General features: G+C 56.8%; 18 protein-coding genes. 14 read left to right on the top strand and 4 right to left on the bottom strand.

Annotated elements, in window-relative coordinates:
• Window positions 1-18: 18 nt before the first annotated feature.
• From OSO_RS0116250 to OSO_RS43795, 5 genes are all read left to right on the top strand, one after another.
• A complete protein-coding gene (locus OSO_RS0116250) occupies window positions 19-1,539 on the top strand; it encodes a glycoside hydrolase family protein (protein WP_237729292.1) in 1,521 nt (506 codons plus the stop codon).
• 28 nt (window positions 1,540-1,567) lie between these two features.
• The gene (locus tag OSO_RS0116245) at window positions 1,568-3,040 is read left to right on the top strand and encodes an aldehyde dehydrogenase family protein (protein ID WP_010584296.1); all 1,473 of its coding nucleotides are present in this window, start codon (window positions 1,568-1,570) and stop codon (window positions 3,038-3,040) included.
• Complete coding sequence (locus OSO_RS0116240) at window positions 3,028-4,140, top strand: DSD1 family PLP-dependent enzyme (protein WP_010584295.1); 1,113 nt, start codon at window positions 3,028-3,030, stop codon at window positions 4,138-4,140. The genes OSO_RS0116245 and OSO_RS0116240 overlap by 13 nt, the downstream gene beginning before the upstream one ends.
• 166 nt (window positions 4,141-4,306) lie before the next feature.
• Complete coding sequence (locus tag OSO_RS0116235; protein ID WP_010584294.1) at window positions 4,307-5,245, top strand: aldo/keto reductase; 939 nt, start codon at window positions 4,307-4,309, stop codon at window positions 5,243-5,245.
• A 32-nt stretch (window positions 5,246-5,277) separates the two neighbouring features.
• Window positions 5,278-6,030: a phytanoyl-CoA dioxygenase family protein gene (locus tag OSO_RS43795; RefSeq protein WP_063710413.1), complete on the top strand. Its 753-nt coding sequence runs from the start codon at window positions 5,278-5,280 to the stop codon at window positions 6,028-6,030.
• A 127-nt stretch (window positions 6,031-6,157) separates the two neighbouring features.
• On the opposite strand, the gene OSO_RS0116220 is transcribed toward OSO_RS43795, so the two are convergent.
• On the bottom strand, window positions 6,158-7,408 hold the full coding sequence (locus OSO_RS0116220) for a mandelate racemase/muconate lactonizing enzyme family protein (RefSeq protein WP_010584292.1): 1,251 nt from the start codon (window positions 7,406-7,408) through the stop codon (window positions 6,158-6,160).
• 547 nt (window positions 7,409-7,955) lie between these two features.
• Here OSO_RS0116220 and OSO_RS0116210 point away from each other — a divergent pair.
• The 6 genes from OSO_RS0116210 (at window position 7,956) to OSO_RS49910 (ending at window position 16,523) form a co-directional block, all read left to right on the top strand.
• On the top strand, window positions 7,956-9,119 hold the full coding sequence (locus tag OSO_RS0116210) for a tetratricopeptide repeat protein (RefSeq protein WP_157605213.1): 1,164 nt from the start codon (window positions 7,956-7,958) through the stop codon (window positions 9,117-9,119).
• A gap of 444 nt (window positions 9,120-9,563) precedes the next feature.
• Window positions 9,564-10,322, top strand: coding sequence for a FadR/GntR family transcriptional regulator (locus tag OSO_RS0116205; RefSeq protein ID WP_010584290.1), 759 nt, complete (start codon window positions 9,564-9,566; stop codon window positions 10,320-10,322).
• 67 nt (window positions 10,323-10,389) lie between these two features.
• A complete protein-coding gene (locus OSO_RS0116200; RefSeq protein ID WP_010584289.1) occupies window positions 10,390-11,223 on the top strand; it encodes an HpcH/HpaI aldolase family protein in 834 nt (277 codons plus the stop codon).
• A gap of 410 nt (window positions 11,224-11,633) precedes the next feature.
• On the top strand, window positions 11,634-13,184 hold the full coding sequence (locus tag OSO_RS0116190) for a hypothetical protein (RefSeq protein ID WP_157605212.1): 1,551 nt from the start codon (window positions 11,634-11,636) through the stop codon (window positions 13,182-13,184).
• Window positions 13,185-13,204: 20 nt separating this feature from the next.
• Window positions 13,205-14,077 (top strand): alpha/beta hydrolase family protein, encoded by an 873-nt coding sequence (locus OSO_RS0116185; protein WP_157605211.1) that lies wholly within the window; start codon window positions 13,205-13,207, stop codon window positions 14,075-14,077.
• Between the two features lie 85 nt (window positions 14,078-14,162).
• Window positions 14,163-16,523, top strand: a complete 2,361-nt coding sequence (locus OSO_RS49910) for an aminotransferase class III-fold pyridoxal phosphate-dependent enzyme (RefSeq protein ID WP_010584286.1) — start codon at window positions 14,163-14,165, stop codon at window positions 16,521-16,523.
• 79 nt (window positions 16,524-16,602) lie between these two features.
• On the opposite strand, the gene OSO_RS0116170 is transcribed toward OSO_RS49910, so the two are convergent.
• Window positions 16,603-18,711 (bottom strand): S9 family peptidase, encoded by a 2,109-nt coding sequence (locus OSO_RS0116170; RefSeq protein ID WP_010584285.1) that lies wholly within the window; start codon window positions 18,709-18,711, stop codon window positions 16,603-16,605.
• A gap of 228 nt (window positions 18,712-18,939) precedes the next feature.
• Here OSO_RS0116170 and OSO_RS48100 point away from each other — a divergent pair, with 228 nt between their 5' ends.
• Window positions 18,940-19,554 (top strand): HAD-IA family hydrolase, encoded by a 615-nt coding sequence (locus OSO_RS48100; RefSeq protein WP_010584283.1) that lies wholly within the window; start codon window positions 18,940-18,942, stop codon window positions 19,552-19,554.
• A gap of 97 nt (window positions 19,555-19,651) precedes the next feature.
• On the opposite strand, the gene OSO_RS0116155 is transcribed toward OSO_RS48100, so the two are convergent.
• Window positions 19,652-20,806, bottom strand: coding sequence for a sialidase family protein (locus OSO_RS0116155; protein WP_010584282.1), 1,155 nt, complete (start codon window positions 20,804-20,806; stop codon window positions 19,652-19,654).
• 613 nt (window positions 20,807-21,419) lie between these two features.
• On the bottom strand, window positions 21,420-21,875 hold the full coding sequence (locus tag OSO_RS0116145) for a hypothetical protein (protein WP_010584280.1): 456 nt from the start codon (window positions 21,873-21,875) through the stop codon (window positions 21,420-21,422).
• 385 nt (window positions 21,876-22,260) lie between these two features.
• Between OSO_RS0116145 and OSO_RS0116135 the strand changes: the two genes are divergently transcribed.
• Together OSO_RS0116135 and OSO_RS0116130 are read left to right on the top strand one after the other, a co-directional pair.
• A complete protein-coding gene (locus OSO_RS0116135; protein WP_010584278.1) occupies window positions 22,261-22,638 on the top strand; it encodes a BlaI/MecI/CopY family transcriptional regulator in 378 nt (125 codons plus the stop codon).
• 4 nt (window positions 22,639-22,642) lie between these two features.
• On the top strand, window positions 22,643-25,558 hold the full coding sequence (locus tag OSO_RS0116130; protein WP_010584277.1) for a M56 family metallopeptidase: 2,916 nt from the start codon (window positions 22,643-22,645) through the stop codon (window positions 25,556-25,558).
• Window positions 25,559-25,563 lie beyond the last annotated feature (5 nt).

Here is a 25,563-nt window from a genome sequence, read left to right as displayed (position 1 = left end):
ATTGAGGGGCGACAGCAGATGCGTTCGACCGGATCTTTCGCGGTGATGTTTCGGCGCTGGGCGGTCATGGCCGTTCTCAGCGCTGTTTCAGGTTCGTCGCTCGTGTGGGCGCAGGCCAGCAACACAGAGTCGGGCACCTTTATTGGATCACGGCGAGAACTGTTCGTCGATCGACTTCTGATCGACACTTTGACGAACGCGGAACTCCGACTGCACGAACCGCGCGACGAAGGTTCCGTGTTGCGATTTGACCATCCGTGGGAAGGACCGCACGGGGGTTACGTCACGATCTTGAAGGATCATGATCGCTTCCGGATGTTCTACCGGGGTATCTCCAAATTGGGGCCGGATGGTAGTCCGCATGAACGGACCTGCACGGCCGAATCGCGTGACGGTATCAAGTGGACGAAGCCGGAACTGGGCCTGTTTGAGTTTGAAGGAAGCCGCGCGAATAACATTGTCCTGGCCGACGCAGCACCGGTCACGCACAACTTTTGTCCGACGATCGATCCTCGTCCAGGCGTTGCCGCCGATGAACGATATAAGGCGATCGGGGGGACCGGGAAGGCGCTGTTTGCTTATGTCTCGGCCGATGGAATTCATTGGAAGAAACTGCGTGAGGAACCCATTCTGGGGCCGAAGCAGATGACGTTCCCTTTCTCACACCTGTTCGATTCCCAGAATCTCGCATTCTGGTCTGAGCACGAACGGACATTTGTCTGTTACTTTCGCGTGTGGGACGGACTTCGCCGGATCGCTCGTTCGACCAGTCCTGATTTTGTGAACTGGGCGCCTGCCGAGATGATGGAACAACAGCACGACGACGGATCAGGCGCGCGACCTGCCCCTGCCGAGCACCTTTATACGAACCAGACTTCGCCTTACTTCCGGGCGCCGCACATCTATCTGGCCATTGCCGCAAGATTCTTTCCCGATCGGCAAGTTCTGACGGCCGAGCAAGCACAGGCGATTCATGTGAATCCCGACTATTTCAAAGATACGTCTGATGCGATCCTGATGAGTACCCGTGGCGGTCATATCTACGATCGCACGTTTCTGGAAGGATTCATCAAACCCGGAATCGGACCACAAAACTGGGTTTCGCGAACCAACTATCCTGCATTGAATCTAATTCAAACCAGCCCGACCGAACTGTCTCTTTACGTCAGTCAGGATTACGCCCAGCCGACCGCCCATGTTCGCCGATATTCCCTGCGACTCGACGGATTCGCCTCGGTGCGGGCGGGTGTGAAAGAGGGCGAATTGGTGACAAAGCCGGTAGTGTTCTCGGGCAAGAGTCTGCGAATCAACTTTGCCACGTCCGCGGGCGGTGGAGTGCGGTTTGAATTGCAGGACGCCGGCGGAAAGCCGTTCCCAGGCTTCACTCTGGCGGATTGCCGTGAGCAAATCGGCAACGAAATCGATCGAGAAGTGGCATGGAAGGCCGGCGCCGATGTCAGTGCGCTGGCTGGCCAAGCCATCCGGTTGCGAATCGCCCTCAAAGACGCAGATCTCTACTCGTTTCATTTCCTTCCCTGATTGTTCTGAATTCCAGCGAGGTCTCCTGATGAAAGCCTGGCCCAATCAACTGTTCATCGATGGAAAGTGGGTCGACGGATCGGCTGGCCGAACGTGGGATGTCATGAATCCCGCCACCGGCAAAGTGCTGGCCGCCGTCGCCATCGCGGAAGCGGAGGATGTCGATCGAGCTGTCCTTGCCGCGCGTCGGGCGTTCGACGAAGGCCCCTGGCCGCGACTTGATGCTCTCGTTCGTGGACGGATGCTCTATCAGCTCGCACAAAAGATTCGCGAACGGCTCGACGACTTCGCGATGACCGATACGCTGAATGTGGGGAAGCCGATTCGCGATACTCGGGGGTTTGACGTTCCCTGCGCAGCCGATCTGTTCGAGAGCTACGCCGGATTGCCGGACAAAATCGCGGGGAAGTGTTACGGGACGTTGCCCGATAACGTCACCATGCAGTTTCGCGAGCCAATGGGTGTCATCGCGGCGATTGTTCCTTGGAACTTTCCGCTCACCAATCTGGCGATCAAGTTGGCGCCGATTCTGGCATGTGGAAACACGGTGGTTCTTAAGCCGTCGGAAGTCTCGCCACTGTCGGCTTTGATGGTCGCCGAACTCGCCCAGGAAGTCGGCTTCCCCGAAGGCGTGATCAACGTCATTCACGGGACCGGGGCCGAAACCGGTACGCCGCTGATCCGGCATCGTGGGATCGACAAGATCACCTTCACAGGTCGGCATCAGACGGGCGTGCAGATGCTCGAAGCGGCCAAAATCGGTATGAAAGGCGTGATGCTCGAACTGGGGGGGAAGACCCCCAGTCTGGTCTTCCCGGATGCCCCGATTGAGAACGTCGTCAATGGTGTGATCACGGGAATCTTCTTCAACCTGGGACAAGTCTGTGTCGCCGGGTCGCGATTGCTGGTCCATGAAAGTCAGCATGCCGACCTGCTCGAACGCATCGTCGCCAAAGTGAAGTCATTGCGACAGGGCGATCCCACCGATCCCAATATTCAACTGGGGTGCCTCGCCAATCCCCAGCATCTCGCCACCGTCAAACGCTATGTCGACGTGGCGAAAAGCGAAGGGGCGCGATGCGTGTTGACCGGGCCCGTGCCGACGACCACGGAGAATTGCTTTTTTCCCCCGACGATCTTCGACGGCGTCAAAGCTCCCATGACGATCGCCCGCGAAGAGGTATTCGGACCGGTCCTGAGCGTCTTGACGTACCGTGACGAAGCTGAGGCTGTCCGGATCGCCAACGATTGCGACTTTGGCCTGATGGCGAATATCTGGTCGACCGACGGCACCCGCGCCTTGCGAGTGGCTCGTCAATTGAAAGCTGGCCGCATCACCATCAACGGTGGTGGTGCACTGCGTCCAAACGTCCCCGTGTTTGGATATAAGCTCAGCGGAATCGGCGCGGAATTGGGTTACGAAGAAACCGTCCACGAGTACACCAGTTCCAAAGCCGTAATCTATTCACTCTCAACGGAGAAGTCTCCATGGCCGGAATAGCAGCTCCCTCCACGCCCGATCCGCGAATTGGGCTGACCGTGGACGAGCTTGATACGCCTACGCTGCTCTTGGATCGACAGATCTCGGATCGAAACTTGGCTCGGATGGCGGATTTCTTCAAAAACCGTCCTGCCAAGCTGCGGCCGCATTTCAAGAATCATAAGTGCGTGACCTTGGCCAGACGGCAGATGGCGGCCGGTGCGGTGGGGATGACGTGTGCCAAATTGGGCGAGGCTGAAATTCTGGTCGCGCACGAATTCACCAACGTCCTAGTGGCGAATCAGGTGGTGGGTGAACCGAAAATCGCCCGACTGGTCCGACTGGCAAAGCAGGCTCGCGTGGCGGTTGCAATCGATCATGTTGAACAAGCACTCGCCATCTCGAAGGCCGCCGCAGCAGCCGGTGTCAACGTCGATCTGCTGATCGAGGTCGATATCGGAATGGGCCGCTGTGGCATCCCCTGCGGAGATCCGGCTCTTGAGTTGGCGCGTCGAATCGTTGATCTGCCGGGGATCCGATTTGCAGGTCTGCAGGCGTTTGAAGGACATCTTGTCAATGTCGTGGATCGCGCCGAGCGAACAGCAAAGGCCCGCGCGGCCATGCAATTGGCTGTGGACACCCGGCGCTTGATCGAAGCGGCTGGAATTCCCGTCGGCTGCATCAGTGGCTGTTCCAGCGCGACTTACGACATCACCGGTGTGATGGACGGTGTTGATGAGGTGCAGGCTGGAACCTATGCGACGATGGACCGCCAGTATCATCGCCTGATTCCTGAGTTCGAAATTGCCCTGTCGGTCTTGGTTCGCGTGATCAGCCGCCCTGCCCCGCAGAAGGCGGTACTTGATATCGGCGTCAAAGGTGCAGGGGGGGAATTCGGTGTCCCGGCCATTCGTGGTTTTCCAGACATCGAAGTCCCGTTCTTTTTGGCCGAAGAACATGTGGTGATTCAAAAGGCTCCCGATTGGAAGATTGGACAAGTGCTCCATCTGATCCCCAGCCATGCCTGCACGACCTGCAATCTCTATCGCGAGATCGTCGTGCATGAAAACGGCCGTGTGGTGGAGGTCTGGCCCATCGAAGCGTCGGGACAGTTGTCATGACCCATTGGTACAGTCTTCGTCACATGACAGTTCTTCTTGCGTTTCGTTTAGTCGCGACTCGTAGAGGATCGCGTTCCTCCCAAGGCCTGCCGCCAGAGCACACGCGTTCGCTCTGCACAATGCGCATGATCACTCTGCCGATTTCCATCAACGGGAGTCGTACGGCATGCTGACCAAAGCCTGGAAAGAGTTCCACCTCTCCCGCCTGATGCTGGGGACTGTCCAATTCGGACTGCCTTATGGAGTGGCCAATCGAACAGGGCAACCCGACTTTCGCCATGTCGTCGACATGCTGTCGGCGGCGATCGAAGGCGGTGTCAATTGCTTCGACACCGCCGCGGCCTATGGAACGAGTGAAGACGTTCTGGGGCGCGCCCTCGACGAGCTGGGCGCGGCCAACCGCGTCACCATTGTCACGAAAGTCCGCGCTCTCACGCCTGCGGAACTCGCCGATCCACAGGCGGCACGAATCGCCATTGAAAAATCGGTCAGTGAATCGCGACAACGCCTCAGGCTCGATTGCCTGCCGGTGGTTCTCTTTCATCGTGAGGCCGACGCCACGTATCAAAACGTGCTCGCGGAACTGAAAGCCAAAGGCTGGTTGCGGTACTACGGTGTTTCCTGCGACAACCGGCCCGGCCCCGCTGCCAGGTTTGTGGCGGACGAACATTTCTCGGCCCTCCAAATCCCCGCGAACATTCTCGATCCTCGGCATCCCCGAAGCGGTGTCTTCCAAGCGGCCGGTCAGCGAGACGTGGCGATTTTCATTCGCAGCGTGTATCTGCAAGGGCTCCTGGTGATGCCGGACGAAGACATTCCGCCGGCACTGTGCGACGTACTGCCCGCTCGACACCGCCTGGCATTGCTCGCGGCGGACGCAGGAATGGATCTGGCCGAACTGGCCTTACGCTATATGCTGTCGTTCGATGATGTCACCTGCGTGCTGGCTGGCGTGGAAACCGTGGCGCAAGTTGAACACAATCTGGCGATGGTGAACCGGGGGCCGTTACCGACAGACTTGCTGTCGAGGATCGCCCCCGCCATTCCGGAACTTCCCGAGACGATCGTAAACCCTGGCTTATGGCCACCGCGAAAAGTGGATTGATCAAACGTCCGTTTCTCCAAGGAGCTGTTCTGATGGACTGGGCGAGTTTGAAGGATGAATACGATACGAATGGTTTCGTCGTCATTCGGGGTTTTCTGCCCCCCGATGAATTGAAGAAACTGAAGGACAATCTTGATCGCTATGTGCGCGAAGTGGTTCCCACCTTGCCGGACGGCGATGCCTTTTACGAGGACAAGTCGCGTCCTGAAACTCTGAAGCAGATGAATCGGATTCAGCAAGATCCATTCTTTGCCCAGTATTTGAAGCACCCGCTCTGGACTGCTGCCGCCGAAAACTTGCTGGGCGAGTCGGCCTGGGTGCACGGTGCGGAATGGTTCAACAAACCCCCTAGCACCCAGCATCCCACTCCGCCGCATCAAGACAATTACTATTTCTGCCTCGAACCACCCCAGGTTCTGACGATGTGGCTGGCGCTGGACGATGTCGATGAAGAGAACGGCTGCCTGAGGTACATCGAAGGCTCACACCTCGAAGGGATTCGTCCGCACAATCGCACGAAGACGCTGGGGTTCTCGCAAGGGGTCTCCGACTACAGCGATCTGGATCGAGCCCGCGAAACACCGGTGCCCGCAAAGCCGGGCGACGTGTTGATCCACCACGGCAATACGATTCACCGCGCGAATGCGAACCAGTCCACGACGCGGCATCGTCGTAGCTTCGGAATGGTTTTCCAAGGAGTCAGCGCGGTTCGCAACGAAGCCGCCTTCGAGCGATATACCGCCTCGTCGAAGTCACAACATCAGGAACTCGGTCTGAAAACCTGAAAATCGGCCCTGTCATCTGACGATGATCAAATTGCAACGAGTCCCCGTTCGACGATCAACACGTCGAACGGGGCTTGTTTCGAGAACTTCGTGCCCTCCGTATTCACTCATCGATCGGACTTAGCGGTCATTTCTTCACGTACTTCCGCACCAGATCTTCGTTAATTTCGATTCCTAGTCCTGGGCCGGTCGGGACATCGAAGTAACCGTTCTTCAGTTCAAACTTCTTGGTGACGATCTCTTCACGGAAGGGATTCTCGTAGACATCGAATTCCATCATTGGTTCGTCGCCGCCGGCAAATCCTTGGAAATGTGGCGGTAAGAGCGAGTTCACGTGCAGGCTGGCGGCGATCACAATCGCCCCGGCATAGCAGTGTGGCAACGCCTGAATCCCCAATAGTCTTGCCATTTCCGAGATGAACAGCACTTCGGCAATTCCGCCGCAAAGCGAGACGTCGGCTTGAATGATGTCGAACGAACGTTTGAGAAGATGTTCCCTTGCAGTGGCGCGAGAATCGAGGACTTCGCCCCCCGCGATGGCAATGTCGAGCGATCGCGTGAGTTCGTCGTAGCCGGCATAGTTGGGCGATTGGGGCAACGGTTCTTCGAAGCAGTAAAAGTCCAGTTTTTCCAGCTCTTTGCCGAACTTGACCGCTTGTGGCAGCGTGAAAGCTCCATTGCCATCGGTCAAAAGTCGCACGTCTGGACCGACGGCTTCACGAATCTTTTGCATGACTGCGAGATCGCGTTTGAATCCGTCGCGGCCCGTGCGAATCTTCATCGCCAGGAAACCGCGTTTGGCAAGTGCTGCCGCCTCGGCCGGATGCTGTTCTTCAGGAGGGATCCCCACGGTGTAGTTCATCGCGGCCGCGTAACCCATCACTTTGTCGCGCTGACGTCCCCCATACATGTCGCTGATTGAGAGGCCCAGTGCCTTTCCTCGCAGGTCATGCAGTGCCAGATCGCAACAGGCGACCGCCCGGCCATCGCCAAAATTCGCGCCCCACATCGCCCGCCACAACTTGCGATGTTCGAGCGGATTCTTGCCCAGCAGCACCTGTTTCAGATGTTCTTCAATGATTCCATGCGTCCCGCCGACGTCGGCTGTTTCTCCCCAACCAACAAGGCCGCTGTCCGTGCTGATTTTGATCAGCAACGCATCGCGGACATTCGACTGCGCGACCGAAGGCCCGACCGACTTGCTGAGTTTATGCTCAAGTGGAAACGTTTCGATCTTCGTGATCGTGAGTGAACTCGGTTTGCCACGCACTTCGTCCGCAAGAGCCAGTTGCTGCAGCGGTGACCAGGCGGCGAGTGCACCGACAGTGGACAAACTCGATCGCATCCAATCGCGCCGCGACAATCGCTGACCAGACATATTCGGCTCCTAGAGACAAACCAATGGACCACGAAGTATTGCTGTGATGATCTGAGTCGGGTTCTCATCGAGATATGAAATGCGACCAACGCCAGATCTTCGAAACCGCGCTCTAAGGATTCTGCCAAAGGTTGGGACAGAATGACACCGTCCGCCTAGCCGACTGCTTCTCAATCAAATGTGACGTCCTCGCGCTTCAGAGACTCGTTTGGTCGCGATCGAGAATTCCGATTGAAATCACCACCATCAAGGTTTCTTCATTGAATTCGTGCCCCTTTTTTGCACGATCTAACATCCGCTAGACTGTGGCTCGTTGAACGGCGACCCGTTGAACTGCAGGGCAGTGTACGCACATCGCCCGACGTTTAAATTTCAATCCCGATAGCGTTTCGTCACTTCCTCACCAGGGATGTCCGCGATGATTGTTGTTCTCAATCAGTGGCGAATGGCCAGAAGTTCGCAACAGTCTCTGCGGATCTCACGGCGGCCAATTTGGTCTCGGCTGTTGCTGGCAACTATGATGTTGTGCCTCACCTCGAGCCGCACTGTGAGGGCCGCCGTTGACCAGAACCTTGCTGATCCGCAGGCCGCCCCCATTCAGGAAGAATTGACGGAATCCGATCAATTGGCGTTTGCGACGGCGCTCGAACAAGCTGCCATCGACGGCGATAGCGAGGCGTGGCACAAGTTGATCGATTGGGAACGAATGCTCGAAACGGTCGTGGCGGGCGAAAAGTCTCCGTCCCTCGACAAGGCGCGCGCCGACTTTCGAACGGGCTTCCTGGCGACACAGAGCAAACCGTCCAAGGATCGGCTTGCTGAACAGGTGGTTTCATATTGCGAGGATGGCGGTTCGTTCAAATTTCTGCGACTGGGCCGCGTCGACAATCAGCCGATTGCGGTGTTCCGAATTCTGCTGCCGAATCAGGGCGGGGTGAACTATCACCAGTATTTCTTGAAGCGTTCCGACGACGGGCAGGTACGGGCCGAAGATATCTATGTGTTTCTCTCGGCCGAACGCATGACCGAGACCTTGCGCGTCTTTTGGCGGACGGTTGCTGCCGAGGTTTCCAAGACGTTCATTGACCGTCTGTTCAAGCCTGCGGATCCGCTGGTCAAGTCGATTCGCTCCATTGCAGAAATGCGAGCGATGATCAAAGACGGTCAGTATGAAAAGGCGATCGAGATTTACGAAACGCTGCCAGAAAAGGTTCAAAACGAAAAGATCTTCAATCTGATCCGAATGCAAGCGGCGATCCAGGTCTCGGATGAAGCCTATGCCTCCTCGATTGATGACTACCGGCAGCGGTTTCCCGGTGATGCCGCACTCGATTTCCTGCTCATCGACGGCTACTTCTTCAAGAAGGATTACGAGAAGATGCTCGAGTGCATCGATCGAACGTCTGAACATGTGGGCGGCGATGCGTGGCTACTCTCCATGCGAGCCCAGGCCTTGGCCTACCTGGAACGATTCGAGCAGGCTCGCGAAGTCGCCAATGACGCGATCCGCCTGGAACCGGACTTGCAAGACGCGTACTGGCGTGCGATCACGGTGTCACTGATGGCCAAGGATTTCGACGAGACCGTCAAGCTCTTGAACATGGTCGAACAAGACTTGGGTCTGGAACTGGCCGACCTGACGGAGATTCCGGACTATGCCGAATTCGTCGATTCCCCTCAGTACAAGACGTGGATGGAATCCCGCGAATGACGCGTGCCGCATACGCATGCGAGAATCGCCGTCGCCGCTGGCTTCTGGTTGAACGATGAAGGCTCAAGAGTCGTTGATCCATCGTTCGTCTTACCGCAATTCGTTGAACCGCGACTCGTCTAGACTCGCGGCCTTTTCGGCCGTGTCTGCAGCCCCAATCGCTTCTCCCCAAAAGTCGACTTCGCGCTCTCGCGGGCAGCAGAGCTCGCTTGCATGCACCCGGCGAAATAAAATACCATAATAATGAAGAGTCACAAGCAGTGCTGGGAAGACGGTTCTTAGTCGCTGACTGTGATTGGTTCGTGACAATTCTGTTCAAGAGCACCACAATCACGGAAGAATCAATCAAATCGGAGCGGCCTTCGTGGTGGCACACTGCGTCAGAACCGAACTCAGACTGAAACCTTGTCGGTCTGCCAGTTTAAAAAAATAGGTTTTTTATTGATGCCGAAAGAACTTCGCCAGAACCGCTCGCAGCAACTCGCTGACCGCATTCGGCAACAGATTGAACAAGACAAGTTGCCTGATGGTGAACTCTTCATGACCGAAGCTGAGGTTGCTGAGAAGTTCGAAGTCTCGCGGACCGTGGCTCGTGAAGCTGTTGGACGATTGCGTGCCATCGGTCTGCTCGAAGGACGACAGCGGAAAGGCCTGATCGTTCGCCATCCTGATCCCGTGCGATTGTTTTCGGCCAGCCTGCCCAGCCTGGCTCGGTCCGAAGAGAACATGGTGGAACTAGCGCGATTCCGATATGTCCTGGAGGTCGGTGCGATCGAATTGGCCGTCAAAAATGCGACCGACGAACAAGTTGACCGCCTGCTTGTCATCGCGGGCGAGATCAAAAACACCGTCAATGATCGATCGGGCATGAAGAAGCAAACCAAGCTCGACATTGCCTTTCACTCTCTGTTGCTTGAAATGACCGGCTCGCCGTTCATTGCGGGAATGCAGCGGGTGCTCATCGACTTCTTTCGGTCTATTGCCGTCAATAGTCCACCCGATGCCGCCAACGCCGAGCGAATTGGCTGGGAGCATACCGAACTGGCGGCTGCGATTCGTGATGGTGATGTCGAACGCGCCCGGGCGATGATTCGCGTTCAGGTGCGACGCTATCTACCCGAAGCCGAACTGGGAAATACACGCGGGCGACAAGCGGCAGTCAGGTCGTCCGGACAAAATCCCCCGCCCAAGCGAACCGGGTGAGCGGGCTTCATCACCCTTCCAATACCGTGTCCTCTGTCGGTTCGTTACTCGTACAGGAGATTGTTGAATGAGACGCAGTCGTGTCAAAGCGAAGCTCAAACGGGGCGAACCGGTGCTGGTGACTTGCTGTCACTTCATCGATCCAACCGTGTACGAACTGGTCAGCATGCAGGGGTTCGACGGCATCTGGCTCGATTTGGAACATCATTCGACCAGTGACGAAACCGCATCAAACTTGATGCGTGCGGCCCGCGTCGGTGTGTCGGACATCATCGCCCGCCCGGCGAAGGGCGAATTCATGCGGATGGGCCGACTGCTTGAAGCCGGTGCCCAGGGGATCATGTATCCGCGTTGTGAATCAGGCGAGGAGGCCGCCGAACTCGTTCGCTGGGCGAAGTTCGCCCCGCAGGGTGAACGCGGCGTCGATGGTGCCAACGGTGACAATCCCTACTGCACGATGCCGATGCCGCCCTATTTGAAGAACGCCAACGAACACACGCTGCTGATCGCGCAGTTGGAATCACCCAATGCCCTCGATCACGCCGAAGCCATTGCGAATGTACCTGGCATTGATGTGCTGATGCTGGGGCCAGGCGATCTCAGCGTCGTCGCCGGAATTCCTTATCAGTTCGATCATCCCCTGATTGTCGATGCTTACCGTCGCGTGGCCGATGCGGCGAAGCGCGCGGGGAAATGGTGGGGAACCGTCAGCGGCAGCCCCGAACATACGCAAAAATTGTTTGACCAGGGGGCGAAGTTCATTTGCCATGGTTGCGACCTGCTGATGGTCAAGCAGGGGATGGAACTGATTCAGCAGCGATATGCCCCACTTGGATTCACCTTTGAAAATCGCATTGCTGCCGAAGCCGCAGAACTGTTGAAAGAGTCAGCCTCGAAGTAAAGATTTCTCAAGCTTCCTCGAGTCCACGCTCCCGCTTTTGATATTGCGCTCGTTGCATGCCTTCCCCTCGTTTTCTCGTTGTCAAGCTCCCGATTGGCAACGCTCGTACACAGCAGGAAAGCGTCGGAGGCCACTTTCCTGCTCGACTGAAAATCAAATCGCAAGAGACGTTACCAAGCGGGAGCTTGATAACGAGAAAACCTGGCTGCGAGGAAAGCAGGAGCTTGGTAACGAGAAAAATGAGAAAACTTGGTAACGAGAAGTTCGGTCGATATCGATCTCATTGACTCTGATGAAAGTGAGGTTTGATCGTGAGTCTTTCCCTCAATCGTCGCGACTGGCTGAAGGTCGCATCATCGGGCGCAGCAGTCGGGTGCTGGCCTGGAATCTTGAGATCTGGACCAACGGCAATGCCATTGCCCATGGGAAACCAATTACTGCTGGCGATCGATGATCAGGCGTTGCCCTTTCGAAAGAATGTGGGGCTGTACCTCAGTAAGCCGACCGTGCGGCCAGAGCCGGTTCTGAAGCCCAGCGATTTCGAGAGCCAGGCACCGGACAATCTGGCGGCACATTTCTACGGAACGGTGCTGCACGATGCGGGCAAGTTTCGGATGTGGTACTACGCCTGCCACTGGGGTAAGAATCCTGACTGGTCGGTATCGCTGGCGCAGCAACTGGCCAAACCGAACGCCGATCCGCTGTTTCAGGGGCCGCTCTGCTACGCCGAAAGCAATGACGGAATCACCTGGACCAAACCCGCACTGGGGCAAGTTCTGTTCAAAGGCAGCCGCCAGAACAACGCTCTGGAGTTACCTCATTCCGTGGTCAGCGGTGCCATTGTCATCAAGGATGACGATGATCCCGATCCAGCATGCCGGTACAAGATGACGTACCAGTTCTTTCCCAACTTCACTCAGCCCGTCATCGGTGACTATGGGACACAGCCCTCGGTCGCACTGGCCGTTTCGCCTGATGGGTTGAAATGGACCGTCATCGGAATTCCGTTCGTCAATCAATTTGTGGAGCCGTCCAGTTTCCTGAAGCACGGCGGACAGTATGTCATTCACTATCAGGCCGCAGGAAACATGGGTGGATACTTTGCCGAAGGGGGGACGCCCAGTGGGCGGACCGGTGTGGCCCGCGTCACAACCGACTTCGCCCGATGGCCGGATCTCCTCGCAGAATCGTTTGCACTGGCGGAGCCCGAAGACCGGACTTTGCGCGGACTGAGCGGTGCCTACGATCAGGTTCATCTGGGTGTGGGGGCGGCCAGCTTTGGAAATGTCTGCGTCGGCCTGTACGGCCTTTGGCACAATGCCGAATTCCACAAGAAGTTCGATCAGATCTCGTGTGACTTCGGATTGCTTGTTTCGAATGACGGTGTTCGATTTCGAGAACCTGTCAAAGGCCATCGCTTTCTCCGTCGTGAGGAATCATTGGCAACGGCCGTCCCCGGACATCAGTTCAATACGATCCTGTGTCAGGCAAACGGAATCCTGAATGTCGGCGACGAGACCCGGATCTACCACGGTCGGTGGCGCAACGCGAACGGACGCGGCGGTGAGGACTTGCTGAAGTACTATTCCGGTGAAGTCGCTTTGGCGACACTGCCCCGGGATCGCTGGGGCGCGTTTGGACTCGACCCCGACGCACAATCAGGCAGCATCACGTCATCAGCCATCGAATTGCCGCGTCAGGACGTGCAGATTAGTGTGAATGCCGAGGGAACGCAGTCGATGCGCCTTGAGCTGTTAGACGAACAGTTCCATCCGATCCCCGAATTTTCAGGGGTCAACGCCGGGGTCTTGGAGGGGAGTGGCGGTTTGGACTGTGCCGTGACGTGGCGCAATGGTGCGCTTGCCGCGATCCATGGACAGCGTGTGCGGATTCAACTGCAGCTCGCCCGTCAGGGCGGGAAATCACCTCAGCTATTCGCAATAAATCTTCGATCCAAATGATCCAATTCAGGGAAGCGACGATGTTGTGTGATCGAGTGAATGCATCCAAAATGATTTCAAAAGCGCTGCTGGCGGTGCTCGTAAGTGCGGCGTTTGTCACGGCGGCCCACGCCGAACCCCCGCGCGAGTTTCAGGTGCGTCGGACCGCGAAAAACGTTCCCTATGGGGTGATTGGCGATCCGGCGAAACTCAAGGGCCCCGCTCCCACATTACTCATTTTCGCGCACGGTCTGGACGTGATGCGGCAGCAACCGGTGTATACGGAAGTCGCGACTCTGCTGGAATCCAAAGGATGGATCAGCATCATCGTCGAGCCGCCCTGTCACGGTGAGGACGCGCGTGCCGATGAACCCGCGCAGCTTGCAGGTTGGCGTCATCGCGCGGAACAGAACGAGCCGTTCATCGCCGCATTCTGTGCCAAAGCGAGCGAAGTTCTGGATACGTTGGTTGACGAGAAGATCACCGATCCGGATCGGGTCGCCGTGTGCGGGACGTCGCGCGGTGGCTTTCTGGCCTATCACTTCGCGGCGTCAGACCCACGGATCAAAGCGACGGCAGGAATCTCGCCCGTCACGCGATTGCGAGCGCTGCGTGAGTTCACCACGATCGAACCCGCCGACAAAGCCGATCAACTGGATGTGGCCAAGGTCGCTTCGAAACTCGTCGGCCGTGGTGTCTGGTTGAGCATCGGCAATCACGACCTACGGGTCAGCACCGACGACGCGATCGCGTTCACGCGGGCCGTTGTCGAGGCTTCCGCCCGCGTGGATCAGCCCGACGCTGTGATCCCCGTGGAATTGATTGTGGCGGCGGCGCCCGGCCATTCCAAAATAGATCAGGCGCATCAGCGGCTTGCCGACTGGTTGGTCGCCCAGCTCGCACCCGCGAAGTAAGCTGGTCTCGCAGAATCGGACGTCGCTTTCGAATTACAACGTGCCCCAGTCCGTTTGAAGATCCGCAGATCGAGAGGAATACTCCATGCCCGCTTCGCTCAATGATTTCTCGTCGCACGATCAACAAATCTGGGATGAAGAACTTCAGGACTTTGTTCCGGATCGTGTCTTCGATGCACATATCCATCTCTTCAATCGGGCACATCTCAAGGCCGGTGCGGCCGACGAAGTTCCCTGGACGAATGTCGATTTGCGATCGATCCAGAACTGGGCGGCCCGGCTCTATCCAGGCCGCGAGACCCATTTTCTGGTACTCGGGACACCCACGCGTGATCTGGATGTTATGGCGCACAATCGCTGGTGCATCGAACAAGTTCGACAAGATCCCCAGTCGCGCATGAACCGGCTGGTGACGCCGAGCTGCCAGGTCAAAGAAATCGAACGCGACGTGCGTGAACTCGGGTACGTCGGCCTGAAGCCCTATCGCCTGTATTCCGTGACAGGTGACATCGCACAGTGTCGCATCCACGAATTCCTGACGCACGAGCAATTGGAACTGGCCAACGAACTCGGGCTGTGGGTCACGATGCATCTTTCGCGGTTTCACGGCTGCGCAGATGAATCCAACCTAAGTGACCTGCGAGAGTTCACCCAACAACGATATCCCAACGTGAAGTGGATCCTCGCTCATTGTGCGCGTAGCTTCACCTATTGGCCCATTCGGCAAGCGATTGAACAACTGCGAGATCTGCCGAACATCTGGTATGACGTTTCCGCCGTCACCGATATTCGGCCATTGATCACGCTGTTCACTCGCGAGAATATTGGCCGCATCTTTTATGGGTCTGACGGAGTGGATGCGACGTACTTCCATGGGCAATACGCCGCCCTGGGCCGTGCCTGGCAGTATGTCGACATCGACCGCTTTCAACTGCAGTTTCCACATTGTGACGGCCGTCCGATTCTGGCGATTTACGAACAACTGCTGTCGATGAAGCAGGCGGCCGACATCGCCCAATTGTCGTCACAGGATGTCGAACGAATCTTCTGGAAGAACGCGGCCACGGCCTTCGATGTCCGATTTGCCGGACAGGAAGCACCCGTGTCCGAGCCCAAGGGGACGCTCACCCAAGCGATGTACGCTCGAGCCAAGGCACGCATTCCCGGTGGAACGCAATTGCTTTCGAAGCGTCCCGAAATGTTCGCACCGGGTGTCTGGCCTGCCTACTATCAGGATGCCCGCGGTTGCGAAGTGATCGATCTCGATGGGCGACGATTTACCGACATGACGACGTCGGGAATTGGTTCGTGTCTGCTGGGCTATGCCGATCCCGATGTGACGAAGGCCGTCCAGCGGAAGATCTCTCGGGGTTCGATGTCGACACTCAATGCTCCTGAAGAAGTGGAGTTGGCGGAGCTCTTGGTCGAGATCCATCCCTGGGCCGAACAAGCACGTTTTGCACGCTGTGGTGGCGAAGCGATGTCGGTCGCCGTTCGAATTGCGCGTGCCGCGACCGGACGTGATCCGGTGGCATTCTGCGGGTATCACGGTTGGTCCGACTGGTACCTGGCGGCCAACCTGAGCGCTGACGGGGCGCCCGATCAGTTGCAAGGGCATTTGCTTCCCGGTCTTGATCCGGCCGGCGTTCCGCGCGGATTGTCCGGAACCGCATTGCCGTTCACCTACAACAAGCTGCACGAACTCGAGCAGCACTTTGATCGGCACAATGGAAAACTGGCGGCGGTCATCATGGAGCCCACTCGCTCAAGCGATCCTGATCCTGGATTCCTGGAAGGCGTTCGAAAGCTTTGCGACCGTCATGGTGCCGTGATGGTGTTCGACGAGATTTCATCCGGGTGGAGAATGCATCTGGGCGGCATGCACCTCAAGTATGGCATCGCGCCCGATATGGCCGTGTTTGCCAAGGCGATCAGCAACGGGCATCCGATGGCGGCGATCATCGGCCGGCGGCGCGTCATGGATGCCGCACAGACGTCGTTTATTTCGAGTACGTATTGGACCGAAGCGGTCGGCCCGACGGCGGCTGTGGCCACGATTCGCAAGTTGCAGCGGGTTGGCATCGCAGCACATACCCAACGAATTGGCAATCTGATGCGCGATGTTTGGACCAGTCTGGGACAGCAATCCGGCGTGCCGTTGAAAGTCACCGGGCATCCGGCTCTATTGCATCTCGGTATCCATCATGAACAGGCCCCGGCCCTGGGAACGCTGTTCACCGTACGGATGCTCGATCACGGCATTCTGGCGGGTAGCGGGTTCTATCCCACGTACGCCCACGGGGAAGCACAGATCGCCAAGTATCGCGCTGCGGCGGAAGTCGTTTTTCGTGAATTGGCCGATGCGATTCGTGCAGGAGACGTTCTCAAGCGTCTGGACGCGGCCGGTGCCTCGGTGCGTCATACGGGATTCGCCCGATTGACGTAGTGTTCGTATTCGTCACGAAGAACCCCATTCGAGGCGGCGAATGAGGCCGGACGATTTGAACCTGCGAAAAGCGAAGACGTCATTTTTTCGCGGAGCCGACATACTGATCAAACCACTCCAGATTGCGGTTCATTCCATCAAGCAGCAGTCGAGGTTCTTCGATGCTATGGGGTGACCGTGGATAAATCACGAGTTTCGTGACGCAGCCTTGGCGTTTCAGAGCGTTGTACAGTTCAAGGCCCTGCGACAGAGGAACGCGTTCGTCGCGCTCGCCATGCTGAATCAGGGTCGGAGTCGTGACACCTTTGATACGCATCATCGCCGAATGCAGGGGATAGATCTCAGGGTTGTTCCAGTACTCGCCTCCAAAGTAGTCGGGCAGAAAACTGGGGATATCAGTCGTGCCTGTAAAGCTGACCAAATTCGTGACACCCGCTCCGACAGAGGCTGCACGGAATCGTTTCGTTTGTGTAATCGCCCATGAGGTCATGAAGCCGCCGTAGCTCCAGCCCATGATTCCCATCCGATCGGCATCGACGATTCCCAATGAAATCACATGATTCACTCCCGACATGACGTCGCGAAAGTCGCCTCCACCCCAATCTTGAGTGTTGGCGAAACGAAACGCTTTGCCGTAGCCACTGCTTCCGCGGGGATTGGGCCGAAGTACGAGATATCTCTTGGCGGCGAACGCTGCCGTGGGATAGACACTCGGGCTGCCATCGAACAGGTTCGTGAAAACCCCCATGGGGCCGCCGTGAACGACCAGCAGCAGCGGGTAGCGTTCGCCGGATTTGAACTGAGCCGGGTAGGTCAGTAGTCCTTCGACGGTCATTCCCTCGGTGGATTTCCAGCGGACCAGCTCCGTACGTCCCAGCGGCGGTAAAAGCAGGCTCCCGTGAACGTTGCTGACTCGAGTCGGCTCGAATGGACTCACCGGGCTGACAAACGCTTCAACGGGCGTATCGAGTTTCTCCCACGAGAATCCAAAATGGGATCGAGTCGAATTCAGCGACACACCCGTGAAGGACATCCCCGCCGATGACAATCCCGCACCGCGACTGATCTCGACGGGCACACCTTGCAGTGGCAACGACAAGAGTTTCAGACTGGTTCCTTGCGCCTCGGTGTAGAACAGTTGGCGACCGTCTTTCGACCAGCCGACCAGTTCCGAGTATCGACCAAATTGATCGAACGTCTCGGCCAGCCTGGTTGTCGTGCCTCCTTTGGCGGGAAGGATGCAAACGGTGCGTGCTCCGGCCCACGTTGGCGGATCATCGCTCGCCGTGAACGCGATCGATTTTCCATCCGGTGAAAATAACGGTGACGATTCCGCAGCGCGGGTACTGGCAAGCGGCTTCGTGCTGCCATCCGCGACATTCAGCAGCAGCAGATCGGCTGTCGGCCAATCGTCGGCGCGAGGTGTGGTCGTATGCGAGATCACAATCTGAGATTCGTCGGGCGACCAGTCGAATCCGTAGCGCCCCGATCGCGAGTCAACCATGACGTTGATCGTGTCTTTCGTCAGTTGTCTGGTGGGCCCCGGCTTGTCTGAAAGCGGCACGAAATCAACCGCATACAATCGATTGAGCTTCACCTGTTCGTCGACGACCTTGGCGTCATTCTTCGATCGCATTCTTCGTTCGTCGTCCGGCGTGATCGGATCGAGCGCGGTAAACGCGATGACACCCCCTCGCGGTGACCACTTGAAGCCGCTGACGTCCGTTTTCAGATCCGTCAGTTGATGGGCCTCACCACCATCGGGCCTGATCGCCCAAAGATTTCGTCGGCCACCTCGTGCGGACATGAAGGCAATCCACTGACCGTCTGGAGACCACTGGGGATCGTCACAGGACTTCTCACCCTGCGTCAGTTGCCGAGACTTGGTGCCATCGAGATTTGCCAGAAAGAGATGCGATCGGTACTCGCTCTGGTCGTCGTCGAGAAGGGTGCGTCGCACGGAATAGATGACGCGGCTTCCATCAGGCGAAACCTGGACGCTGGTCACACGTTTGATCTGCATCATGAATTCTGGCGACCACCACGTCGCGGGAACGACGTCGGTGGAATACGCTGTTCGACATCCCGTCTTGTTCCAGAGAACCGTGATGGTCAACACGAGAAGTGTGCTCGCCAATCGAAATGAAGTCATGCGATTCGTGACCGCACGCAGGACAGTCAGCGCCATAATTCGAAGCTCCAACGATTCATGGAATGACGATTCTCGAAAGGCCCTTGTCCGATAGACTGATGATCGTACGAGGAATCGCTGTCGACGAACAACGTTTCAATCGATGGCATGGCGGATCGATGAATTCGAATCCTGGCAATTCAGGCGACGTCGCTGGCGGAGATTGCCATTCGATGATAGGGATGCGATCTGCAAAAGACTCATAAAAGATCGGATCGAATTCCTATGAGCACACCAAAACTCGATCTGATTTTCGATGTGGACGGAGTGCTGGTCTATCCTGCGATGCGGTTCCGGGATTACCTGAACAACACGCATGGAATCAGTCCAGAAATGACGGCTCCATTCTTCCACGGACGATTCCGGGACTGCGTCACAGGACGTTCCGACTTGCGTAATGAGCTGGAGGTCAACCTCACTCGATGGGGATGGCCAGGCACTGCGGAAACCTTCATCGAAACCTGGATGCATGTGGACAGCACGCCCGACCCCACACTGTTGGAATTGGTCGGGAGTCTGAGACGGCAAGGATTCAAATGCCATGTTGCATCCGTGCAGGAACGAAATCGCGCCAATTACCTTCGGGACATCGTGGGTTTCAAATACGCATTCGATGAGACATTCTTTTCTTGTGACGTCGGCGCCGCGAAACCCGATCCTGCGTTCTATCAGGCCGTGCAACAGCGGCTTGGAAAATTGCCAAACCAACTCATGCTGATCGACGATTCGCCCGCATGTATCGAAGCCGCGCGTCGAATGGGTTGGCAGACGTTTCATTACCAACAACCGACGGACCAGGCCCATATGATTGCGGCCATTGCGGAATTCGAACGACGATAACCGATAACTGTCGTTGCGGGATCGCGGTCTTGTGTCGACATCACACGATGGATCGCAAACCTCAACGCGAACTCATTGGGTGTTCGCGTGAAACTGCTCACGTAACACTGGCCTTGTGCAGACGAATCCGGGCCCAGTGCAGACTCATGCAATCCGGGGTACCCGCGTACCACGCGAGCAAAACTCGATCGTCACCCAGGGGGCGAATGGCAGGATGCCCGAAGCTCCATTTGCCCATATCTTCCCAATACTGTTTAAAATCGATGTTGTCGCGTCCTTGTGAAGTCGCGGCCCGTTCGTCATGTGTATGGACGATCAGTCGAGACTCTTTCGGCCAGGTGTGGCCATTGTCGGAGGAATGCCACAGCGTCATGGTTCCGGGGCGATCGCGGTCGACGACAAAGGCGATCAGGTGTTGACGATCGAGCCGCAAGGGGGCGGCGATCTGACCGGGAATTCCCGTGCGGACCAGCGGACTGACGACCAGATCGCGTCCTGCCAAGCGCGCGTGACGCAGATGCACGTCCAGGTCGTGCTTTGCCACCAGATCATGCGTCCAAAACAATGCCGTGCACTCACCGCGTTCGGGACCGGCACACAGTCGCTGATCCCAGTAATAGATGCGATGATCGGGATGCTGCGCCACGAGCTGCGGTGGCAGGAACGTCTCGCCGCCATCCTCGGAAATCAGCAGCCAGGCGGCATGTCGTCCCGGATTGGGATCATCGAATTCCTTGAAGCTTTCAAACGGAAACGCAATGGTGCCATCGTCCCATTGTATGACGGGGCCCGTGAGTGCGCAGCCTTTCAAATCACCCGTTGATATCTCGCGCCAAGAACTCCAGGTCGTGCCTTCATCGGTCGAAACGGCCAGCAATTGTTTCGACTTCAGAATCCCTTCCGTGACGGGATCAAACAGTGGGCGGTCGGGCTCGCTTCGATCGAACCAGGTGGCAAACAGCAACACCCGTCCCGGGGCCGCCTCCACCATTTCCGCGGCACCAAACGAGCCCGGACGATTGTCGATTCGGGACTCGAATTCGACGGGCAGCGGTTCCCAGGTACGTCCCCGATCTCGCGAACGGCTCAGGCGAATCGTGCTGGTCGTCGCATGTTTTCCTGGTCCATTCTGGCAACCACACAGAATGGTGCCCGAGCGTAGTGGGCACAACGAAGTGAAGAATGAGATTCGGCCCTGTGCTGGTTGCTGTGCCGCGTCGAGAATGATTCCGCGGTCTTCCAGATGGAACATCGAAGTCGCTCCTGTCGCGTGTATCACAAGGCAGAGACACAAGATGATCGTCCGCTGAGTCCGAAGACGTCATCACGTGGGGACCAATCAATACAGAGACTATGGCGACGGCGATCAAAAGTCGACGAAGCCGTGGGCGGAGAAACGAGCCATCACTTTTCGAGAGAAGCAGCCGTCTTCGGTTTGCGGAACAGCAGATACGCAGAAAGACAGGTCAGCGGAATGACGATTGAACGATACCGGACATAACATTCGGTGTGTCGTGGGTCTTGCTGCCACCTGATGTCTATACCCAGAAACTTCCACACCCAGCTTGTCCGGCGAGCACGACCGATTTCGAATTGTTCCCCTGGATCGATTGGTGTCTGTGTTCGCTCGAATCGCCATTGGTGTCTACGTGGAATGATTCGCCCGTGGTCTGAACTTTCCCAACCAAGCGTTCCATTGAATGAAGTCCACTGGTGATGTGCGAAGGAACCCGGATAGATCTCGGCCCGGTCTTCGTTCGCGTGACTCCTCACCCATCCGATCGCGAATTGACATGCCACGGCCAGCGTGAAGATGCCAAGTGTACGTTTCCAACTCCAGACGATGTCACTCATGCCTTTCGTCCTCAGTTCGGTGGTGTGATCTGCGGCTCGCGATGCTTGGCAAATCGCGGCTTCGAAAGCAATAACCAGGCAGAGAGCGCGGTGAGAGGAAGGACAATGACGGGATAAGGAATGATCAGGTGCGTGTTTGGTCGAGCCGTACTTTTGGTGAAGCTACCGCCTGTTCTTGCGCTGCCGTTGTCTTTCCACCAAATCGTATAGACCGCTGAAAATGGGGACTTCGCCCAAGGCTCCCAGCGTGTTTTGACGGTTTCTGGAAACGCGTCTTCGGAATGAACCTGAATCCAACCGAGGACATGGGATCCAGAGATGATCCAGTAGACGGTGTGGTCATCCACTCGAATCGTCAACTGATCTGTGTTGACACTGCTCCTGAACCAGCCCCCCATGAACAGACACGCCAACAGCAACGTCACGACGCCAAGTTTTCGTTTCCATCCTCCAAAGAACTTTCGCATGGTTCACGCTCGCCTGGAACTCGTGACAGATCGTCTATAGTCTTGTGGCGCGAGGGGTGCAGTGCAAGTATTGCCGATCATCGATTCACGGAGTGCCCAATTCAGCCTTGAGGCGCAACGGCATTCGATGAGTCGTAGCGACCGAAGATCCGAGAGCGAACCAGCCTTTTCCCTCGCTCCGAAGCTGCTTGGAAGAAATCAAGGGGACTGGCTTCGCCAGGTGCCTGTCCCCTTGATTTCTTCTTTCTTCTGAACCGGCAGGTGTGACCAACTTCTGAAAATTTCTCGGGGCCACCCAAAAACAGTTGACGAATTGTCTTTTCTTGCTCATCATTCAACTAAATTTATAGTTTAGTTGTCAGCGTGTTGAGTACGAGGAGGCGAAATGACCGACACTGGTCCTACCGAACGCGAACTGGACGTGCTGAAAGTTCTCTGGGAGTTGGGGGAAGCGCGGGTTCGTGACGTGCACGAGGCGATGAATCGTCAGGAGGAATGCGCCTTCACCACCGTGCAGACGTTGCTCCGAATCATGGCGAAGAAGGGATTGGTGACGCAGCGGCTTGAGGATCGCACGTTGTTCTTTACGCCCGTGCATACCCGCGAGCAGGTCAGCAGCCGATTTCTTACCCGTGTGTTCGATGGTGCGCTCAGCAAGCTGGTGCTGAATATGCTTCAAGCCGAGAAAGTCTCGGTCGACGAAATGCGAGAACTCGAGCGACTCGTTGCCAAGGCCCGTCGCCAAAAGCAGAAGGAGGACTGAGAACATGACATGGTCACAGACAATCGTCGTTTCCTGGCTTCAGTTCATGGTGACCGCGGCCCTGTTGCTGCAAATCGGACGCCTGTCGCTTCGATGGTTGCACCAGCCCGTCGATCGCATCCGATTGATCCTTTGCTCAATGATCGCCGTCACGGCAATTCCTCTCTTCATCGCCGTGGCTCCGTGGCCCATCTGGCACTTGCGACTCATCACGCCTGTCGATGCAGAGTCAGTACCTTCACGGCCAGCCACGATTCAATCGAACTCTATGCCGATTGCGAATTCGCCCAATCGAGAACTCGCGGAAGGAATTCCCTCGGAAGAGTCCTTGTCGCGCGGCGCAGTTGACTCAAGCACACGCACTATCGATTCCCACGAGGCACGTCCTACTGTTTCGACGGCGGCCACAATGAGCCTGCCCAGTCCCTCGATTCCTCCTCGAAGTGACGCCAGCATTTGGAGTCGGTTGGCGGTCGCGATCGGCATCGTTCACGGCCTCGGCATCGTCTACTTTCTGCTTGAGTGGAGCTTGGGTTTCTATTGGATTCGGAGACTGTCTCGAAATTCGTCCCCAGCGCCGGCCGACGTCCAACAAACATGGGGCCGGATGACCGAGGGTGGTGGACGTCACGTCAGACTGCTGATGTCACCCGCGATTGACGCACCATTGACCTATGGCAGCCTGCGCCCGGTGGTCATGTTGCCGTTGGCGTTTACCGACGCCAGTGCCACGACACTGGCGTTCTGCCTGGCGCATGAGTGGTCGCACATCCGACGTCAAGACATGGTGGCCTGGAGCTTCATCCGATCCTGTCAGTACCTGTTCTGGCTGCAGCCGTCGTACTGGGCACTGCGAGCCGAATTGCGGCTGCAGCAGGACATGCTGGCGGACGACCACGCGACGCGTGCGAAGAATGATGCGATCGAGTACTCGGAACTGTTGATTGGATTTGCCAAGAGTCGAATGTCGGCTCCCGTCGCGGGGGCACTGACGTTTCTCGATCATCCCACGCAACTGATGAAGAGGATCAAAATGCTGCTCGAAAACCCGATGCCTGTTCGTGCTCGAAGCTCGTGGACGTTCTCATTGACTTCGGCCACGTTGGCCGCGCTGGCCGTCGCCTTGATCACGGGGATTCGGCTCGATTCCACCATCGCCGCCGACGCTGCAAAAGGCACCTCACAAGCGACCGCAACGGACGTTCCGACGCCTTCAACCGCAAAAAGCGAATCGCCGAAGACCGAGTCGAAAGCGGTCGAAGCAGCAACGCCTGCCGAGAAAGCCACGGCCGCCAAGGAGGCTCCCATTCCACCGACTCCGCCCGTAACCGAGCAGAACGGCCCCTTGCATTACACCTGTCGCGTCGTCAACAAAGAAACAATGGAAGGAATTCCCAATGCGCGGATCGTCTTCCGAAGATCCGTCCTGACTTCGCAAGAAAATCGAATCATCGAGGAAACCAAGCACACGACGGATAAGGAGGGAAAGTACGAAGTCGAGATTCCCGCCGATCAAGTGGCGATTGGGTCACTCTATATCGAACTGGACGTGGAACACGATGATTACACCTCGAAAGTCGGGCACGGATATGCCTTGGGAATGATTCGAAAGAACGAAAAACTGGGCGAGCGGCCCTTCTTCGAAACGACTGAGATTTATCCGGCAGGAACGGTCACGGGAACGATCGTCGCGCCGGATGGAACGCCGCTGCCGGGAGTCAAGGTTCAGGGGTTTTCGCGAGCAAAACGGATGGACTGGAACTCGGGGTCATTCAGCGACACTCTGTCCGACACGAATGGAAAATTTCGCCTGAATCTTCACAAAGATATCGAAGGGGTGATCTGGATTCTTCCAAAGGACTATGCCCCTGTCGAGAAGTATCTTGCGAAACAACGAGGTGAACTGGGAACCTTCAAACTGACACCGGGCGTTCGCCTTAAGGGGCGTGTCACCGATGCCGCCGGTAGCCCGCTTTCAGGCATTGCCGTGAATATTGACTACACAGGTGCGAATGAGTTTGGAGAATTGGCTGTGGCGACGAGTATTCGTCGTGGCTCTCTCTCGGATGCTGAAGGCCGCTTTTCATTCGATCCGCTTTCCACCGGCGACTATCGCGTGGCGCCCTCTGAGCACCTGAGCAATCCACTCGTCCGAGATCGAACTGTCTATGCGGTTCCCGGAGTTTTCGTGTCCACGACAGTGTCACTCAAAGAAGGAAGCGAGGCGAACGACATTGAAGTCCAAGCCGTACCACACGTCGTTTTGAATGGTCAGCTTTACGATAGCAAAGGAAAAAAACGAGGAGGGCATCCGATCAGCATCTTCGGTCAGTTCGATGGCACCTGGTGGCACACGATGGGACGGCCTGAAAAAGATGGGTTGCTTGCCGTTCGAATTCCCCACGGGTTGCAGCAGGTGAAAGTGCAGTTGAGCAGCAACGAACATCAGGCCTTGCGCTACAGGCGCGGCAAAGACCAGCCTCTCGAAAATCTCGGTTCGCCGCAGGGAATCGAATTCGGAACACTCAACGACGACATCGATGGCTTTGAAATCATTTATTACAAGGCGCCAATCGTGTTGGTCTCGATTGTCGACGACGAACAAAAGCCGATCCCTGACGCTCGCGTCTCGGGTGCCTACACCTGGGGAACACAAAGCTACGTCCTGAAAGGGGAAACGCGATCGGACATCAGCTTCGATCATCAGGAAGACGGCCGTTTTCGCACGTCACAAATGGTGCCGGATGAGGATCTCACGTTCACCGCAACGGCTCCCGGTTATGAAGCGGTTTCCGAAAAGGTCAAACTGCAAGAAGGGGAAACCAAAGATCTCGTCCTGACATTGAAGAAGGCCGCGAAGGACACGACGGAAGAAGCGAAGGCCCCCGCCGTGGATGCGGTGAAAGCGTCGAATCCTTGAGATGG

It is taken from the genome of Schlesneria paludicola DSM 18645 (assembly GCF_000255655.1).
GTDB classification, from domain to species: domain Bacteria; phylum Planctomycetota; class Planctomycetia; order Planctomycetales; family Planctomycetaceae; genus Schlesneria; species Schlesneria paludicola.
The sequence above is the reverse complement of the archived record's forward strand: the minus strand, read 5'-3'. Positions and strand labels throughout refer to the sequence as shown.